This window comes from Roseibium sp. MMSF_3544 (assembly GCF_030732845.1).
Lineage (GTDB): Bacteria > Pseudomonadota > Alphaproteobacteria > Rhizobiales > Stappiaceae > Roseibium.
In genome coordinates this window covers 31,747-48,996 of record NZ_JASHKA010000006.1, presented here as the reverse complement: position 1 = coordinate 48,996, position 17,250 = coordinate 31,747, and the positions used below count along the sequence as shown (strand labels likewise).

The 17,250-nt window shown below is 58.6% G+C and carries 16 protein-coding genes; 8 read left to right on the top strand and 8 right to left on the bottom strand.

Going from position 1 to position 17,250, the window contains the following annotated elements:
• Nucleotides 1-23: 23 nt before the first annotated feature.
• From RBB47_RS10405 to RBB47_RS10380, 6 genes are all read left to right on the top strand, one after another.
• A complete protein-coding gene (locus RBB47_RS10405; RefSeq protein ID WP_305985723.1) occupies nt 24-1,097 on the top strand; it encodes a carbohydrate ABC transporter permease in 1,074 nt (357 codons plus the stop codon).
• Nucleotides 1,094-1,978 carry a carbohydrate ABC transporter permease gene (locus RBB47_RS10400; RefSeq protein ID WP_305985722.1) on the top strand — a complete coding sequence of 295 codons (885 nt, stop codon included), beginning with the start codon at nt 1,094-1,096 and terminating at the stop codon, nt 1,976-1,978. The genes RBB47_RS10405 and RBB47_RS10400 overlap by 4 nt, the downstream gene beginning before the upstream one ends.
• Nucleotides 1,978-2,946 (top strand): hypothetical protein, encoded by a 969-nt coding sequence (locus tag RBB47_RS10395; RefSeq protein ID WP_305985721.1) that lies wholly within the window; start codon nt 1,978-1,980, stop codon nt 2,944-2,946. The genes RBB47_RS10400 and RBB47_RS10395 overlap by 1 nt, the downstream gene beginning before the upstream one ends.
• Nucleotides 2,947-2,959: 13 nt before the next feature.
• Entirely contained in the window at nt 2,960-4,048 is a 1,089-nt protein-coding gene (locus RBB47_RS10390) for an ABC transporter ATP-binding protein (RefSeq protein ID WP_305985720.1), read from the top strand.
• A 2-nt stretch (nt 4,049-4,050) separates the two neighbouring features.
• Entirely contained in the window at nt 4,051-5,082 is a 1,032-nt protein-coding gene (locus tag RBB47_RS10385; RefSeq protein WP_305985719.1) for an NAD(P)-dependent oxidoreductase, read from the top strand.
• A gap of 150 nt (nt 5,083-5,232) precedes the next feature.
• Complete coding sequence (locus RBB47_RS10380; protein ID WP_305985718.1) at nt 5,233-6,462, top strand: S9 family peptidase; 1,230 nt, start codon at nt 5,233-5,235, stop codon at nt 6,460-6,462.
• A 129-nt stretch (nt 6,463-6,591) separates the two neighbouring features.
• Here the strand turns inward: RBB47_RS10380 and RBB47_RS10375 are convergent, their stop codons facing one another.
• From RBB47_RS10375 to RBB47_RS10355, 5 genes are all read right to left on the bottom strand, one after another.
• Complete coding sequence (locus tag RBB47_RS10375) at nt 6,592-7,506, bottom strand: AraC family transcriptional regulator (RefSeq protein ID WP_305985717.1); 915 nt, start codon at nt 7,504-7,506, stop codon at nt 6,592-6,594.
• The gene (locus RBB47_RS10370; RefSeq protein WP_305985716.1) at nt 7,503-9,563 is read right to left on the bottom strand and encodes a molybdopterin cofactor-binding domain-containing protein; all 2,061 of its coding nucleotides are present in this window, start codon (nt 9,561-9,563) and stop codon (nt 7,503-7,505) included. The genes RBB47_RS10375 and RBB47_RS10370 overlap by 4 nt, the downstream gene beginning before the upstream one ends.
• Nucleotides 9,560-10,018, bottom strand: coding sequence for a (2Fe-2S)-binding protein (locus RBB47_RS10365; RefSeq protein ID WP_305985715.1), 459 nt, complete (start codon nt 10,016-10,018; stop codon nt 9,560-9,562). The genes RBB47_RS10370 and RBB47_RS10365 overlap by 4 nt, the downstream gene beginning before the upstream one ends.
• Nucleotides 10,019-10,147: 129 nt before the next feature.
• Nucleotides 10,148-10,966, bottom strand: a complete 819-nt coding sequence (locus RBB47_RS10360) for an NAD(P)H-binding protein (protein WP_305985714.1) — start codon at nt 10,964-10,966, stop codon at nt 10,148-10,150.
• Nucleotides 10,967-11,013: 47 nt separating this feature from the next.
• Nucleotides 11,014-11,922 (bottom strand): haloalkane dehalogenase, encoded by a 909-nt coding sequence (locus tag RBB47_RS10355; protein WP_305985713.1) that lies wholly within the window; start codon nt 11,920-11,922, stop codon nt 11,014-11,016.
• A gap of 115 nt (nt 11,923-12,037) precedes the next feature.
• Here RBB47_RS10355 and RBB47_RS10350 point away from each other — a divergent pair, with 115 nt between their 5' ends.
• Nucleotides 12,038-12,640: a TetR/AcrR family transcriptional regulator gene (locus RBB47_RS10350; RefSeq protein WP_371932771.1), complete on the top strand. Its 603-nt coding sequence runs from the start codon at nt 12,038-12,040 to the stop codon at nt 12,638-12,640.
• Nucleotides 12,641-12,794: 154 nt separating this feature from the next.
• Here RBB47_RS10350 and RBB47_RS10345 read toward each other — a convergent pair whose 3' ends face one another.
• Both RBB47_RS10345 and gcvA read right to left on the bottom strand, forming a co-directional pair.
• Entirely contained in the window at nt 12,795-13,724 is a 930-nt protein-coding gene (locus RBB47_RS10345; RefSeq protein ID WP_305985712.1) for a glutathione S-transferase C-terminal domain-containing protein, read from the bottom strand.
• Nucleotides 13,725-13,907: 183 nt separating this feature from the next.
• Nucleotides 13,908-14,819 carry a transcriptional regulator GcvA gene (gcvA, locus tag RBB47_RS10340; RefSeq protein ID WP_305985711.1) on the bottom strand — a complete coding sequence of 304 codons (912 nt, stop codon included), beginning with the start codon at nt 14,817-14,819 and terminating at the stop codon, nt 13,908-13,910.
• A 133-nt stretch (nt 14,820-14,952) separates the two neighbouring features.
• Between gcvA and RBB47_RS10335 the strand changes: the two genes are divergently transcribed.
• Nucleotides 14,953-15,831 carry a DMT family transporter gene (locus RBB47_RS10335; RefSeq protein WP_305985710.1) on the top strand — a complete coding sequence of 293 codons (879 nt, stop codon included), beginning with the start codon at nt 14,953-14,955 and terminating at the stop codon, nt 15,829-15,831.
• Between the two features lie 39 nt (nt 15,832-15,870).
• On the opposite strand, the gene RBB47_RS10330 is transcribed toward RBB47_RS10335, so the two are convergent.
• Nucleotides 15,871-17,058 carry a D-alanyl-D-alanine carboxypeptidase/D-alanyl-D-alanine-endopeptidase gene (locus RBB47_RS10330; RefSeq protein ID WP_305985709.1) on the bottom strand — a complete coding sequence of 396 codons (1,188 nt, stop codon included), beginning with the start codon at nt 17,056-17,058 and terminating at the stop codon, nt 15,871-15,873.
• Between the last annotated feature and the right edge of the window lie 192 nt (nt 17,059-17,250).

Sequence of the window (17,250 nt, the reverse complement as noted above, 5' to 3'; positions counted from 1 at the left end):
TTCCAGTGTAAGGAGACTGCCTCATGGCGTCGAAACTGACGCGGTCGAACCGCGCCGGCTGGCTGATGGCATCCCCCGGTATTGCCCTTATTGCCGCCTTCATCATCCTCCCGTTCTTCCTGGCGTTCACGTTTTCGCTGACAAACCAGCGTCTTGCCTCGCCAAACCCGACGAAATATGTCGGTTTCGAGAATTATCGGGACTTGCTGGGCCTCGCTTATTTCACGCTTGAGCCGGAGCGGGACGACGCGGGCGCGGTTGTGCGCAGTGCGGATGGGGACATCAAGTATCCGCGCCTCAGAAACTTTACCCGCAACAATCCCGACTACCCGAACCTTCAGGGTAAGCGGGAATGGTTCAGCTGGCAGTCAGGTGAAAACCGGAAAGTTGTCCTTGCCTCCGACGTCGTCTTCATGAAGGCGCTGGTCAACACGATTACATTCGTCGTCGTCGTGGCACCTGTCCAGGCTGGCCTTGCCCTCATTCTGGCACTGCTGATCAACCAGAAACTCCGCGGGATCAGCCTGTTCCGCGCGGTCTATTTCATGCCCGTCGTCGTTTCGATCGTGGTTGTTTCGCTGCTCTGGCGTTTCATCTATTCACCGGGCGACGGCTTGCTGAACAATCTCCTGTCTGCGCTGACATTCGGCGCATTCACCCCCCAGGACTGGCTCGGCAACCCGTCGACGGCACTCGGTTCCATCATTGCGATGTCCATCTGGCAGGGTGTCGGCTTCCACATGGTCATCTGGCTGTCCGGGTTGCAGACGATCTCACCAACCCTTTACGAGGCCGCGCAGATCGAAGGGTCGTCAAAATGGCAGACCTTCCGATATGTGACCTGGCCCGGATTGCGCAACACGGCGATCCTTATCCTGATCGTCATCACCATGCAGGCATTTGCCCTTTTCGCCCAGATCGAGGTGATGACCCAGGGCGGCCCGCTCGACAGCACCCAGGTTCTTGTCTTCCAGGCCTTTGAGCGTGGTTACGGCAAGCAGGATATCTCGGGCGGCTCCACGATTTCGGTCATCCTGTTCATCATCGTTCTCAGCGTTTCGCTTCTGCAACGCTGGCTCACGCGGGAGAAAAAATGATGGCTGCCGTTTCTGCTGACAATCGCGGTCTGAGGCTGGCCACGCGCTATGCCGTGCTCCTCCTGGTCGCGATCATCTTTGTCTTTCCGCTTCTCTTCATGGCGATGTCGTCCCTGAAACCTGATCAGCAATTGTTGAGCGACACCGATAGTCTGAGGGCGTTTCTCCCGGTCGGCGATATTTCGTTCAACAACTACTTCGCCGCCTTTGAACGTGCGCCGATTGGCGTCTTTGTCTTCAACTCGGTGCTGGTAACGGGGATCACTGTCGTCCTGACAATCCTGGTCTGCTCGCTTGCGGGATTTGCCTTCGTCTTTCTCGATTGGACCGGACGCGGAGTGGTGTTCTCCATCCTGTTGGCAACACTGATCATTCCCTACGAGACCATTTTCATCCCGTTGCTTTTGATGGCATCGCAACTGCCCTGGATCGGCACGGAAGGAATCGAGATCGGCTGGCTGAATACCTACCGGGTTCAGATCATTCCTTTCATCGCCGACGGTCTGTCGATCTTCCTGTTCGTCCAGTTCTTCAAGGATCTGCCGCGTGAGTTGATCGAGGCCAGCCGTGTCGAGGGGGCGAGCTGGTGGTTTATCTACCGCCGTGTCGTCATGCCTCTTTCAGGCCCGGTGATTGCCACGGCGGCAATCCTGAAATTTCTCTTCATGTACAACCAGTACCTTTGGCCGCTGATGGTTGTTCAGGCCGAAGAAATCCGGCCCGTCATGGTCGGGCTCGGCTACTTCACGGACCAGCTCAACGTGCCTTGGGGTGAGGTCATGGCCTATCTCACCATCATCACAATACCCGTTCTGGCGTTTTACCTGTCACTGCAACGCGTGTTCATCGCCTCTGTCGCATCCACGGGGGTCAAGGGCTGATGGTTCTGGCTCTCAAGGACAAATGGGTCTGGGACAGTTGGTACGTTCGATCCGATGATCTTTGGCACTGCTTCTTCCTGCAGGCGCCAAAGTCCATCGGCGATCCCGAACAGCGCCACTGGCATGTCTCTTACGGACATGCAACGAGCCGTGACCTGACAAACTGGAGCTATCTCGGAACCTGCTTCGAGCCCTCAAAAGGTCCTGCCTGGGACGACTACACTGTCTGGACCGGTTCGGTAATCAAGGAAGACGATGGCACCTGGCACCTCTTCTATACCGGGACCAGCAGAGAGGGCGATGGCAAGCACCAGAAGCTGGGCCACGCTGTCTCCAACGACCTCCACACATGGCAGCGTATCGGCTCGGGTCTCATTCTCGACCGGGACGACAGATACGAAGAATACGAAGACGGCCGATGGCACGACCGCGCCTTCAGAGACCCCTGGGTCATCAAGGACCCGCAAGGCGACGGTTGGCTGATGTACTTCACCGCCAGGAATGCCCGGGTCGCGGACAGCCAGGCCGCCGGTGCCATCGGGTTTGCAACCTCCAAGGATCTTTATGAGTGGACTTTGCAGGACCCTGTTTTTACCGGCGGGTTTGGGGAGCTTGAAGTCCCCCAGGTCTTCGAGCACGGGGGCCGCTGGTATTGCCTGTTCTGCACGGCGGCGCGTTTCTGGACACCTGCCGCCAAAAGTCTGATCGGCACGCCCATGACGGGAAGTCATTACCTGATCGGGGAAGATCCGAGGGGGCCTTGGCATGTTGCTTCAGGCCCGATGCTGGATGGCGCCGAAGTAGGTGCACGCTATGCCGCCCGGATCGTGAACGACGGTGGATCGATGAAACTCATGGGCTTCCTCATGGAGCATCCCGAAACAGGCGAATTCCGGGGCGTCATCGCCGATCCGGCCGATGTCTTCATCACGACGGACCACCGCCTGTCTCTCACCGAAACTGTTTAAGGGGAACGAACCAATGGCAGACGTTTTGCTGAAAGCCATCAAGAAAAGTTACGGACCGGTCGAGGTGATCAAGGGCGTCGACATCGACATCAACGACGGTGAGTTCGTGGTCTTTGTCGGCCCATCCGGCTGCGGAAAATCGACATTGCTCAGGATGATCGCCGGACTGGAGGACATCAGCGGCGGGACGCTGGAAATTGCGGGCAGAGTCGTCAACGACATCGAGGCATCCGAGCGCGGCATCGCCATGGTGTTTCAGTCCTATGCGATCTTTCCGCATATGACCGTGCGCGAGAACGTGGCCTTCGGCCTCACGATCGCCGGAGCGTCCAAGGCCGAAAAGGAAGCCAAGGTCGCCGAGGCGGCGCGTATTCTGCAGATGGAACACTTGCTCGACCGCCGCCCAAGCCAACTCTCGGGCGGGCAGCGTCAGCGTGTGGCGATCGGTCGTGCGATCGTCCGAAAACCTGAAGTCTTTCTCTTCGACGAGCCGCTTTCAAACCTTGATGCAGCTCTGCGGCTCGACATGCGCATCGAAATCGGAAAACTCCATAAGTCGCTCGGCGCAACCATGGTCTACGTGACCCACGATCAGGTTGAGGCGATGACCCTCGCCGACAAGATCGTGGTTCTGAAGGATGGCTACGTGCAGCAGATCGGCGCACCCATGGATCTCTACCACAACCCGGCAAACCGGTTCGTTGCAGGCTTCATCGGAGCTCCATCGATGAATTTCCTGGATGTCGAGATTGTCTCGCGCGAGGGCGACAGTGCCCGGATACACTCGGACCTGGTCTCTGAAATTACGGTGCCTGCCTGGCGCGAAGGCGTACCGTTTTCCGGCCGGGCGACTCTCGGCATCAGGCCGCAGGATCTGCGCACTGTCGACACCGGTGGCATTTTGCAGGGCAACGTTGCCATTGCCGAACGGCTCGGGATCGAGACCGTGGTGGACATAACCTTGAAGGACGGCAGCCGACTGCTTGTCTCTCTTCCCGAAGATCGTGTGTTCGAACCGGGCCAACCCGTTGAACTCGGCTTCGACCCGGCCCGGGCGCACCTGTTTGCCCTTGATGCAGAAGCCACCAGGAACGCGGCCTAGCAATGAAACCCTTGCTCATACTGGATCAGCATTTCCGCAAAGTGGAAGAACTGTTTCGACCGCAGACCTTCGATGCGCTTTGCGGCCTTTGCGACGTCAAAGGGGGCCGGAACTGGCCGATGCCGCGCCAAAACATCGACGATCTGCTGCCGGACGCTGCCTTTTACGTCGCCGCCAGACCGGAACTGACGGCGACGCAGGTAACAGCGGCCACCAAGTTACGAGCGACAATCGAGGTGTCCGGTGCCTTCCGGGACGGTCTCGACTACGAAGCCTGCTTTGCCAGCGGTGTCGAAATTCTCTCAAGTTCACCCGGCTTTCGTTCATCCGTTGCCGAGATGACGCTGGCGATGATCCTTGCAGGTGGGCGGGGTCTGGTTGCTGAACATGAAGCATTCCGGCGTGGCGCCGAACGTTGGCTGGACGACCGCGAAGAGAGTGATTTTTCGTTGTTCGGCCAGACGGTCGGCTTCCTGGGATATGGTCAGATCTCGCGCGAAACCCACCGGCTGATGGCGCCTTTTGCCCCGCGGGTTCTTGCGTTCGATCCTTATGCCGATCACAGCGCTGAAGGCGTCACATTTTGCGACCTGGATACGCTGATCTCCGAAAGCCGTGTGGTTGTGGTTGCCGCAGTTCCTTCGGAAGACACGCGCGGTCTCTTGAGTGCGGACCTGATCGCGCGCCTCCGGCCCGGCGCCCTGGTCGTTTTGGTCAGCCGGGCCTGGTGCGCCGATTTCGACGCTCTTGTCCGTGCGGCCCAAAAGGGGCGCATCTGCGTGGCAACGGACGTTTTCCCCGAGGAACCACTTTCCGCCAACGATCCAATACGTCAGGCACGAAACGTCATCCTGTCACCGCACAGGGCAGCCGCCGTGCCAGAAGGACGGCAACTGATCGGTGACATGATACTTCATGATGTGACGGCCATTCTGGAAGGACGGCCTGAGCGCCAACTCAAGGCAGCAGATCCTGACCAGGTTCAAAGCCTGGTGCGTGCGCAAAACAGCATAAAGGCCATTCCGAACACGTAGTGCCCTCCTCTGCGGAGCGTTGCCGGCACATATCTGTCTTCGCGAACGCAGCCTGTGGTAGAAAGATCAAGAACCGATTTCTGGGAAATTTGTCGCCAACTTGATCTGGCTGCGCATATGGGACAACACGAAGCGAGACTGTGTTTTGGGATGCTTAGAAGCGCGTTGCTGGTCTGCGCAGCTCTGCTTCTGCTCGTCATTCAGTCCAATGCACAGGAAAAGGTGTTCGTTGGCGATGTTCCCCTGCCGGACAATGTTGTTTCACCGTCCTCGGCGAAGAGCCCTTTCCTGGGAACCTGGACTGGAAAGTGGGACGAGCGCAAAAACCATATTCTTATCGTCGAAAACGTCAGCGATGACGGGCGCGCGGACGTTGTCTATGCCGTCGGCCGGGACCCGCACAATTCCGGCCGCTGGTTCAGACGGAAAGCGCAAGTTGAAGGAGACACGCTCCAGTTTGACGACGGCGGTTTCCCCGCGCGCTACTCGCTGTCTGCGTCCGGTCGCATTCGCGGTGTCTTCGACGGCAACAAGGGCTTTGCGGTGTTGCAGCGCCAGGACCTCGCAGAGCTTCTTGCGTCTCCGAAAAGCGACTGGTTTACGATCGGCAGTGTTGAATTCCTGAAAACCGATTTGGTCGAAGACGGTCGGAACGTGCGCCTTGCCACTGTCCTCTTTCGCCCGGATGGGCCGGGCCCTTTTCCGCTCGCGATGATCCATCACGGGTCCACGGGATCCGGCAAGAACCCCAGGGCATTTGACCAGGTTTGGTCTGCGGACTGGCTTGCCGACATCTTGAACGAGAAAGGCTGGCTGGTCGCCTTCCCTCAAAGACGCGGCCGAGGTGGCTCTGACGGCCTCTACGATGAAGGTTTCGCCGAAGACCGTTCAAAGGGCTATTCACCTGAAGCTGCAGTGTCATTGCCCGGAGCCGACAGAGCGTTGGTGGATGCCGATGCCGCGTTAACTGCACTGAAGCGCCGCGCGGATGTCGACGATGGCAAGACCCTGCTTGGCGGCATGTCCCGTGGCGGGGTCGTCGCCATTTTGCAGGCCGGCCATAAGCCGCAGGCCTTTTCGGGCGTGCTCAACTTTGTTGGTGGCTGGGTCAGCGAAAACTGGGGGGATCCGGAGACCAATCCGACACTCTTCAGGCGAATTGGGGCCTTTGACGGACCTGTCTTGTCGATCTACGGCGAAGAAGATCCTTTCTACAGCGTCGCCTATTCGAAAACATACCTTGCTGAAATGGAAGAGCTTGGCACCGACCATCGACTTCACGTCGTCAAAGTCCCGGGTCATGGAAACGGCCACTGGGCCCTCTTCGTTCCAAACCTCTGGGAAGAGACCGTCAGCGATTTTTTAAAGGAGACAGACTGATACTTGCGTGCAGGGACGCGCAGGTGCAGACACGTCCGGCGAAGCGACCAGCAGCAAAAAGAACTGAGACCACGGGCGCACCCGCCGATTGGGCGTTGGTCCAAAACGCCATGTCTGCGGGTGGTCGTTTTACGATTTCTGCTGAAACGCTTCCCGGTATTTTTTCGGTGTTGTTCCAACACCTTGCTTGAACGACCGGGCAAAGTGAGCCTGGTCGGCGTAGCCGGAAAGAAATCCGATTTCGGCAAGTCCGGGCCCGTCTTCAGCGCACAGGTGATCGGCCGCAATCTGGAGGCGGGCTTCGAAAAGGATCCTGGAAAAGCTGGTCGATTGGCTGGCCATGCGCCGTTGCAAAGTCCGTTCGGAGGTTGCCGCGTATTGAGCCAGCGACTTTAACGTCCAGCGCCTGAGTGGATCTTCTGCAATGGCTTGCCGCAGCACGTTGGGGTCCTGATGATCGGTTTTCGAGAAACCATCCAGCCGATCCGGGAACCGTGCACTGAGCGTGGCACGACCAACGGATTGATTGAGCACATGTTCCGACCAGACACCGTCCTGGCGCCAGAAGTTGCCACCTTCATCTTTGAGTGTCACGGGCTCGGCACCAAGGTCTTCGCAAAGTCGTGCGATCAGCCCAAAGACCAGCAAACTTTCGACCGCGGATGGCGGAGGCCCGTTGTCTCTGGCGACATGATGGAGTTGAAAACTGTCCGGACTGACCTGGACTGTGTCCACGCGATGACGTCCGTGACTGAAGGTTTCCAGCCGGGCCCATCGGTCGAGAAGGTCTGCGAGACTTACCGCTTTTCGCAACGCGAGGACAACGGGTTCGGGCGGCATCTGTGGCACGGCGTCCGAGATGGCGAGGATTGCCTTCGGGCCGTGGTCCTGCAAGACGCGGTCCAGAAGATCTCGCTTGGTTCCGCGCCGAACATGCGCACCTGTAGGCGCAGCCATCGGGACAGAAATTCCCTGGTTCGCAAGACCCATCGCGACGAGGCGCATCATCGCAGCAGAGGCAAAATCTTCGTCGGCTGAAGTCAAACGGCCAGGTCCCCTTGTTTAAGCGGAAACTGCTCAATTCTCACCCCTGTCGCCGCCCGGATCGCATTGGCAATGGCGGCGGGACCGGCAACAATCGCGGTTTCCCCGGCACCTTGCGGTGCTCGCGCACTTTCGACAAGTTCGATCACCATGTCCGGGACATCGCTGTTGCGGGGGATTGGGGCATCTATGAAAGTCTGGGCCATTACAACGCCTTTGTCGGTCGGCAAATTGTCGGTGAAGATCATGCCGATGCTCCAGGCGAGATTGCCTTCACATTGGGCGCGCACCTGATCGGGATTCACCACCATGCCGCAGTCGTGGGCACACCAGAGCTTTTCAACCTTGGTCGCGCCGTTGTCTTCAACCGCGACGTCGGCGACGACGGCGGCATAACTCGTGCCTTTGTAGATCCCGCACGCTATGCCGCGCCCCTTTCGAAGGCCATCTTCGTAACAGGGAGGGTGTTCCCAATCCGAAATCTCAGCCACCCGCTGCAAAACCGCTCTCAGAAGCCGGTCGTCAATGTGTTTCAAACGAAACTCAAGCGGATCCTCGTTCGCCACTCGCGCGGCCTCATCCATGGCGCACTCGATGGCAAGACCATTCGGCCCCGCACCGAGGCCTCTCCATGCTGCCGTGTGCACGGCCAGGCGCTTCACGTCATATGCCGCTCGCGCGCGGCCCAGCGCGTAGGGCGGAACCATCCCGCGGGCAACGCCGTCATCGCCGATCAGCGCATCGGTCGCCCGCTGCATCCATTTTGGCGCGACCGCAGAGGTGAAGAATATGTGCGACGAGACTTGTCCGTGATCCCAGTCGGTTACCTTGCCGTCAAAGACGCGCGCCCTGACCCGGTGAGAGGCCGGTGGGCGATGATAACCCAAGGTGAACTCCTGGGCGCGGGTCCACTGGACCTTGACCGGAGCCCCCACCCCGCGGGCCAGCGCCGCCGCTTCCAGCTCAACCGTTGCACTGACTTTACCCCCAAAACCGCCGCCGACACGCATGGATTGCAAGGTCACACCATCCGCGCCAAACGCATCCAGAAGCACATCACGCACATAAAAGGCATCCTGAGTCCCGGACCAGACCGTCAGGGCCCCGCCTTGCCACTCCGCAACGGCAACCCGTGGCTCTATGGGACTGTGCGCGGCAAGCGGCACATCAAGGCGCTGATCCACGTCATATTTCCCGTCTTCCGGCACACCATCCAGCACGCTATGTGGCAGGCCACCGGCGGCAAGGTTGGCATCGATGTCTATCGTCTCCTGAATGTCGACATTCTCTGGCGTCCCGGTGACGTCCCAGCTGACAGCAAGGGCCTCAGCAATCGCGTCCAAAGCGCCCGACCGCTCTGCAACGATGCCTAGGCCCTGGGCCTTGCCTATCGCCGGTCCGCAATCTTCCACGATTGCAACAAAGCCTGGAACCGTCCGTGCATCATCCGCGTTCCAGGAAAGCGGACGTGTCGAACGCTCGACAGATTCTGGCGCCCTCAAGACCCGGCCGAACAGCTGGCCTGATCGCATGACGTCACCTGCATAAAGCGGCCGGCCTGTCACGATGTCCTGCCCCTGAACGATTTCAGGTGACCTGCCGATGTAGCCACATTTTTTCATCGCCCGAAGCTCTGACCCCGGCCGGGGCGTGACAGCAATCTCGCCGCTGTCCCGCCCCGCTTCCAGAGCGTCTCTGAGAGACGCACAAGCTTGCGCCAGAGGTTCGGCGAACAACATCATGCTTTCGCTGCCGACCGTTGCCTTGACCCGATCCATACCGGTGTCGTGAAACGCCACGTCAACCCTATCCCAGTCAGCACCGAGTTCGGTGCACGCGATCTGTTTGAGGCCGGTCGCAATGTTCTGCCCCATCTCGACACGCGGCAGGGTCAGGCTGAAGCGGTTGTTATTGAAAGAGATCCAGCCGATTGCGGTTTTGGCATCCGGCTCAGGGCGCTTTGGGATGACGGGGATCTGAGAATAAACAAGTGTTCCGGCGCCTATCAGCGCGAAAATCCCGCCCCCAACGCCAGCCAAGAACGTTCTCCGCTTCATATGCTCGCCTCCACCAGGCGGGCGATCGCGGCGCGAATGCGCGGGTATGTGCCGCATCGGCAGAGATTACCGTCCATCGCTTCTTCAATTTCGGCTTCGCTCGGTCGCGATCGGTTTTCCAGCAGTGCGACAGCGGACATGATTTGACCCGCCTGACAAAATCCGCATTGCGGAACGGATAGATCGAGCCAGGCCTGTTGGACCGGATGCAGATCGTCTTCACCGGCAAGACCTTCGACGGTTCGGACGGTGCCACCATCAACGTCGCGTGCAAGCGTGATGCAGGACCGCGTTGCAACGCCATCGACGATCACCGTGCATGCCCCACAAAGGCCAACCCCGCAGCCGAACTTCGCGCCCACAAGATTGAAATGCTCGCGCAAGAGGACCAACAAGGTCTCCTCGCGCCAGTCATCGGGAATGTCATGTGTTTGACCATTAAGCGTGAAGGACATGGCAGGCTCCGGTTTGCTGTTGCTGGTAGGCAACTAGGAGCCTTCAGGTGCCCGTTCTTGAACAATCACGCCAAAATGGGGATCTGCTCGTGCTTCGGTGTTCGCTCAGCGGGCGGCGATGGATTTGACCTACTTCCAGCTGCCCGTGGCATACGCATCTGCTGCAAACCGGGCAAAGCTTCTTGGTTCGCGGCCAAGGGCGCGTTGCAGACCGTCCGAAGTGCTTGCGTTCTTGCCGTCGAGAATCTCGGCAACAAGCGTGGCAACAAAACTCGCGCCATCCTTCGGAAAGCCTTCGGCAATCAGTGTGCCTTCGAATTCTTGCGGCGTGACGGTTCTGTAGGACACCTCCCGCCCGCTGACCTCGGCAATGCAGTCCACCGCTTCGCTCCAGGTCAGCAGTTCGGGGCCGGTGATTTCGTATATCTTTCCAATGTGATTGTCATCCAGGAGCGCGGCCACCGCCACGTCGGCAACATCATCGAGATCAACCCAGGGCTCGGGGGCGCCGGAGTCCGGGGCGGACACTTCGCCGCTCATAACGCCATCGAGGAAGCCGCCCTCGTTGAAGTTTTGCATGAACCAGCTGGGCCGCAGGATCGTCCATTCCAGGGAGGACTCAATCACCAGCTTTTCGCAGGCTTGTGCGCGTGCTTCATTGCGTTCAGAAAGCAGCACAACGCGCCGCAAACCAGCCTGCTCCGCTTTCTCCACGAATGCCGCAATTACGGCGTGCGCGGAGGGCACCGCAAGATCCGGGGAATAGGCGACATAAGCCGTTCTCATTCCTGCAAGAGACGCCTGCCAGGTTTCGGGCTTCTCCCAGTCAAAGGGGATCTGACTTCGGCGGGTCCCGTGACGCACTCCCAATCCACGCGCTTCAAGACGCTGGACCACTCTCTTGCCCGTTTTTCCGGACGCACCGATGACAAGTATCTCAGATGACATGATGATTTCCTGGTGTCTTCTTCATTTGGAACGTGGTGTCGGCGACTTCAGTCCGTCGCCAGGCCGAAATGCGCCAGAGCCTTTTCCGCAATCAGGACCCCGCCGGACTCCTGGACAAAATGACCGCCGTTCGCGATCTCCAGCGGAACCGGACAGCCCTTAATGATGGTGCGCATGAAATTCATGACGTCGGGCCCAAGCATCTTGTCTTTCATGCCGATCGCCATGAAGCTTTCGCCGGTCCATTCGTTTGACCAGAACTGTGCCGCGCGCTGCGACGTTGCGACTCCAGGCGCGTCCATCGTTGTCGCGATCAGATGCGGAAACTTCCGGACACCTGCCTTGTAGCGCTGATCGGGAAACGGAGCTTCGTAGGCTTCGGCCTCCAGGTCAGTGATCACCGGCTCGTTCTTCTGCATGATGAACCGGACCGGGACGTCTGGACTTGAATCGATATCGGCCTTCCAGGCGTCGAACGCCGGACTGTTGACCGGGCCGGCCATCAGGCCTGTGTTCATGATCAACAAGCGCTTGAAGCGGGTTTTCATTTCCATCGGCAGCGTCAAGCCGAGAACACCGCCCCAGTCCTGCACGACGAGCGTGATGTTCTTCAGGTCCAGACGCTCGATCAGCGCCAGCATGTAGTTCCGGTGAAAATGAAAGGAGTAGGTGTCGTCGTCGACAGGCTTGTCGGACTTGCCGAAACCCAGCCAGTCCGGCGCAATCACGCGCACGCCCGCGCCTGCGAAGACCGGGATCATTTTCCGGTACAAAAAGCTCCAACTAGGTTCTCCGTGCAGGAGCAGAAACACCTCGTCGGCGGTCGGGTCGCCTTCATCGAGATAATGTCCGCGAAGTCCTTCATAGCCTTTCAGATCATCGATGTAATTCGGGAAAAAGGAGTAATCGGGCAGCGCCTCAAAGCGCGAGTCCGGGGTGCGGAGTGCATCGATCATAGGTGTGCCTCTACTGAAATTAGGTCAACTGACCAATAATTAGGTCACTTGACCTAATTCGTCAAGCCTATATTCTGATTGTTGTTGGGAAACCGGCGGGGCATAATCGCCTCGCATCAGAAAAGTTGAAGAGGAACAAGCGATTACCGCCCAAACCCGATCGCCCAAGGAAATTCTCATCCTCGATTGCGCATTGAAGCTGCTCATCGAGACGGGGGATGCCGGGCTCACCCTTCGCAAGCTCGCGGAGCGTGCCGGCATGCGGCTCAGCAATGTGCAATATTACTTCAAATCGAAAGACGACGTGCTCGTGGCCATGGTGGCCCGCTACTTCGAGGAATGTACCGCAACACTGATGAAGCTGACGCAGCAGAGCGAAGCTGCAGGCGCTCGTGAACGTGTTCGCTTTCTTGCGCTTTCCGGTCTGGCCCATGGCCAGGAGATCTCCGATATGTGCCGCGCATTTCGCGAGATCTGGGCGATTTCCAGCAGGAACGAGATGATCGACCAGTGTCTGATCGACTACTACCGGACTTTCGCCGATGTAATGGTCAATTTTGCATTCCCGGATGGCCTGGATGATACCGGCCGCGCGCGTGTCCAGTCCCTGCTGATCCCGTTTTTTGAAGGCTATTCGATCACCGGACGGTCTGTGCCGCTCGATCTTGAAGACACGGCGGACATGCTGACGGACCTGACGCTTTCCGTTTCAGAATGACAGCGGCTGTCCGCCCGGATGACGGTCAATGGCCGAAGCAATGCCAGCCTTGAGTTGATGATACGCAACTGGACGTGAGCGACTTCGCTAACGCTGGAAAACGCGGGACCGTAACAGGCCGTCTTGTTGCTACTGCAAATTCACGGAATGGCTGTCAGTCCTCGAGCCCTTCACGGCTCTCCCAATCAATTTCGGGCTGCTGACCAATGATGCCATGCGGATTATGGCTTCCGTCATTGATGTAGTAACCGAACCGGATCTCATCGAAGTCCACAGTCTCCTTGATGCCCGGCAACTGGTAGATGCGGCGCGTGAAACGCCACAGCAGCGGATAGTCAATAAGACGCTTTCGAGTACAGCGAAAATGCGTTGCATAGACCGTATCGAAACGCACTAGCGTCGCGAACAGGCGGACATCTGCCAGGGTCATTCCATCGCCCAGGAGATATTTCTGATCCGCCAAGCGGGCCTCGAGCGCGTCCATCGTCCTGAACACGGTATCGACCGCCTCGTCATATTCGTCTTGCCGCTCTGACTTTCCGGCGCGGTAGACCGCATTTGATAGACCGTCAAAAATGAATTGTGTCAGGTCCTCGAGCTCAGCGTGTCTGCCGGCCGGACGCAGATTGATATTGGTGGCAACTGCGTCGATGGCCGCAATGATGTTGACGGAAGAGTTGGACAGAATTTTTCCTGCCTTCGCGTCCCAAAGGATCGGAACGGTTGCACGTCCGGTAAAGTTAGGAACCGTCCTGGTATAAAACTGGTGAACATGCTGGACATCAGCACGGCCCGGAATCGGCCCGCCTGGCAACAAGCCGTATCCCTCAATTCTTCGGCCACCAGCCCATTGGACCCGGATCGTTTCGCCCAATTCAGAAAGCGCAAGCGTAATGACCGCACCGTGTGACCACGGACAGCTTGCGGAGGCCACGAGATAGAACCTCTCGCGCTCTTCGCCGATCAGCCGCAGGACCTCATCGTCGATGGTGTCCGCAAGGCTGCTTGTTTCGCGGCGGTAGGTCCCGGAAACCATAGACTGATCCGCAGCATCGTCCCACTTACCGTCGACCAACATTCCCATTGTCGCTGCGCCCCTTGTTCATGCGTTCATTCACATGGGTCTTTTTTGCGGCCTGACAACAGTCTTTGTCTGAATGTCGTTGAGCGGCGGTTTCACAAAACAAGATGTTCTCCGTCGCGCGCGGAGTAATGCGAAGCCAGGAACCCAAAACACCCGATGCGGCGCAGGCTGCCTGGCAGTCGCCTATCCAACTTCGTCACCGGCGACCTGTTCCAGAAGCCAGTCTCGGAACTTCGCCACTTTCGGTGAATCGGCCAAAGCCTTCGGCCGCAGCAGATAATATGCATAGACAAGAGGCGTACTCAATTCGGCATCAAAGGGACGCACGAGACGGCCTGACGCAATATGGTCTGCCGCCATCCGGTCACCGACCAGTGCGATACCCTCCCCGTCAAGCGCGGCGCGTACAGCCATTTCTTCCTTGGTAAAACGCGGGCCGTCAAAGGGATCCACGTTTTGCGCGCCTGCTGCCAGGAGCCATATGCGCCAACTGCCTTCAACTTCCTTCCACTCGACGTGCAGCAACGTGTGATGCTTCAGGTCTTGCGGCGATCTCAATGCCGGCCCGGCACTCAGTAGATCTGGGCTGCACACCGGTGTGGCGCGCATCGAAAAGAGACGGTCGCTCAGGACGCCTTCGTAGCCGCCCGGCCCGTAGCGGATGGCGATATCGGCTTCGCCCCCGGCAAGGTCGATGAGACGATCCGTGCCGTCGATCCGCAATTCGACCTCCGGATGTTTCTGCCGAAACGTGTCGAGGCGAGGAACAAGCCAAAGCGAGCCGAAGCCCGGGCTGACGCTGATGGCCAGCGCGTTGTCATTTCGCGGGTTTCGCATGCGGGCCACGCCTGCCGAAAGGCTGTCAAAGCCCTCCGTCAGGAGCGGTAGAGCAGCAGCACCCGTGTCGGTGAGCCTGAGCGCGCGGGTCAAACGATGAAAGACCGGTGCCCCGAGCCACTCCTCAAGAGCTTTGATCTGGTGACTGATCGCGCCCGGGGTCACGCCCAACTCATTGGCGGCCTTCGCAAAACTCAAATGCCGCGCAGCGGCTTCAAACGCTCTCAAGGAACGGAGTGGCGGTAAATCTCGACGCATATCATGCATTAGAAAAGCTAATTCATGCGGTGAAATCAATTCCTTTGTCACAGGGCTCGCGGTGCCGAATAGTCGAACCCGAAACTGAACAAAGCACAGATTTTGTCCCTCATCTCACGCAAGAAATCATAAAATGACTGTAGACGGATCATCAGCCCCGCGATTGCGAACGGATTACGCCCTCGGCGTCGGTCTCCTTGTCGCGTCGGCTGTTACATTCAGTACGGCGGGTCTTTTCACCAAGGGCGTGGAGGCCGGGGCCTGGGCCGTGATTTTTTGGCGGGGCGTCTTTGCGGTGCTGGCGACAACCGCCTGGGCGGCTGAACGAAGCTCATTGAGACGAGAGTTCCTCGGCATGGGCACGGCGGGGCTTACAGTCGCATTGGTCGGCGCCGCCGGCCAGGTGGCCTTTATTTCCGCCTTCAAGTCGACATCGATTGCCAATGTCGCGCTGATTTATGCGATCGCCCCACTCATTGCAGCTCTCATGGCGTGGGTGGCAATCGGAGAACGCATGGAACGAAGAACCATGTTCTGCGCCGCGGCTGCCTTTGCCGGCGTCGGGATCGTCGTTTGGGGGTCCGTCGGAAGTCTGGACCTTTGGGGAGACTTCCTGGCTCTCTTGATGACGCTGGTCATGGCATTGATCATGGTCGTCTACCGGGCGCGACCCGAGACGCCGAGCGCCGGGCCATCGGTCATGCAGTCAGCCTTGCTGCTGCCGCTGGCAATTGTGCTCGGCACGCCGTTTCAGACTGCACCCCAGGAAATCGCGATACTTGCAGCCTTTGGAATTCTCTTTGCGATCGCATCTGTCACGCTTGCAGAAGGCGCAAAACGTGTTCCTGCGGGACAGACCGCGCTTATCGGAGCTTTGGAGACACCGCTTGCCCCTTTGCTCGCATTGTTGGTCCTGTCGGAGATACCACCTGTCGCAACATTGACCGGCGGCGCCGTCATCTTTGCGGCGGTTCTCATTTCGATGTGGAGGAGACCCGGCACGAAGGTCTAACGGCAACCAGCCAGGTCCCAGGTTCGAAAAACAATCCTGCTAAAGATCTTTCTCCATGGTCCGGAGCAGCCGGAACCGGGTCTTTCCGGTTTTGCCACCGAGCGAGATCACGAAAGGCACCAGGCCGTACTTGGTCGTGTTCACGTATCCCGCCAGCGTACGCTCACCGGGGATCGTGCCTGTCTTGTACCGGGACCCCGCCCGGGTTTTTGGAAGCAGCTCGGCATAAGGCGCAAACTCCTTCAGAACCTTGGCCAAGCCGTAAGTGGAGAAGCGGTTTTCGGGGCTGATGCCGGAGCCTTCCTTGAGCTCGATAGCGCCGTCGATCCCGTGCTCTGCAAAGATCTCCGAGGCAACTTTGAGTGATTTCTCGAGGCTGACAGGCCCACCCAAACGATGTGCACCAATCTCCAGAAAGATCTGGTTGGCAATGTAGTTGTTCGACCCCAGCAGCAGCAAGGTAAGGACCTCTGACAGGGGGCGCGACTGGCGGTGCACATGAACGGGCTCCAGGTTCGCGGGAATGGATCCGACTTTGATGTCGCCTTCAACGCTCCCGCCGGCCTTTTCGATAAAGGCGGCGAGAAGCTCACCGGCATACCGCACGCCCACGGCAGGATCTTTTGGAGCAAGATTAATGCGCCCTCGTCCGTTGGGACCACGCTCGCGGAATTGGCTGATTGCCAACGGCGTGATCGGGGTCTGCTTCTCGGCAGAGCGCACCGAGTTTCCCTTGCGCACGGCATGGATCGTATTGAAATTTGCGGCGAAGGCGGAGTTCAGGGCGTCATATGACTTGTTGGTGTCTTCGATACCGGGGATGCGCAGGTCTGAAGGGTAATAGCTTGCATCAAGAACGAGCCCTTTAAAAGGCTCCTTGCCGGTCGCGGCAACGAGGTCGGAAGCGAGCAATTCGAGCTCTTCGGACACAAGGAAGGGATCGCCACCGCCGCGAACATGGAGCACCCTGTCGCTGTCCAGGTAAAAGCTGGTTTCAAACCGGTAATCGCTCCCCAGAACCTCCATCGCCAGCCATGCGGTGACGATCTTGGCAACAGAAGCCGGCACGAAGTTCCGGTCAGCGTTTTGCGCCACCAGTTCATTGCCTTCTTCATCCAGCACGAGCACGACACCCGATGGCGCGGCCGCTGATATCTTGCCTTTAAGATCAGCCAGAGCCGGTTGGGCAAAAAGGAAGAAGGCAAAAGTAACGGTAAGCAGGCGCATGAGAGCTCCAGTCAGCCACGGCAGTGCAGCTGGTGAACACGGGTCGTCGACCCTTTTCGTTGACGAACCCGAAGAATACCGTCAATTCCGGTCCGGCAGCAGCGATCATTGGCAATTTGCACTGATTTTGCGTGCCTCTTGTCAAACTGGACCCAAAGCGGATGTTCGGGAAGCCCGCAACTAGGGGTCGCT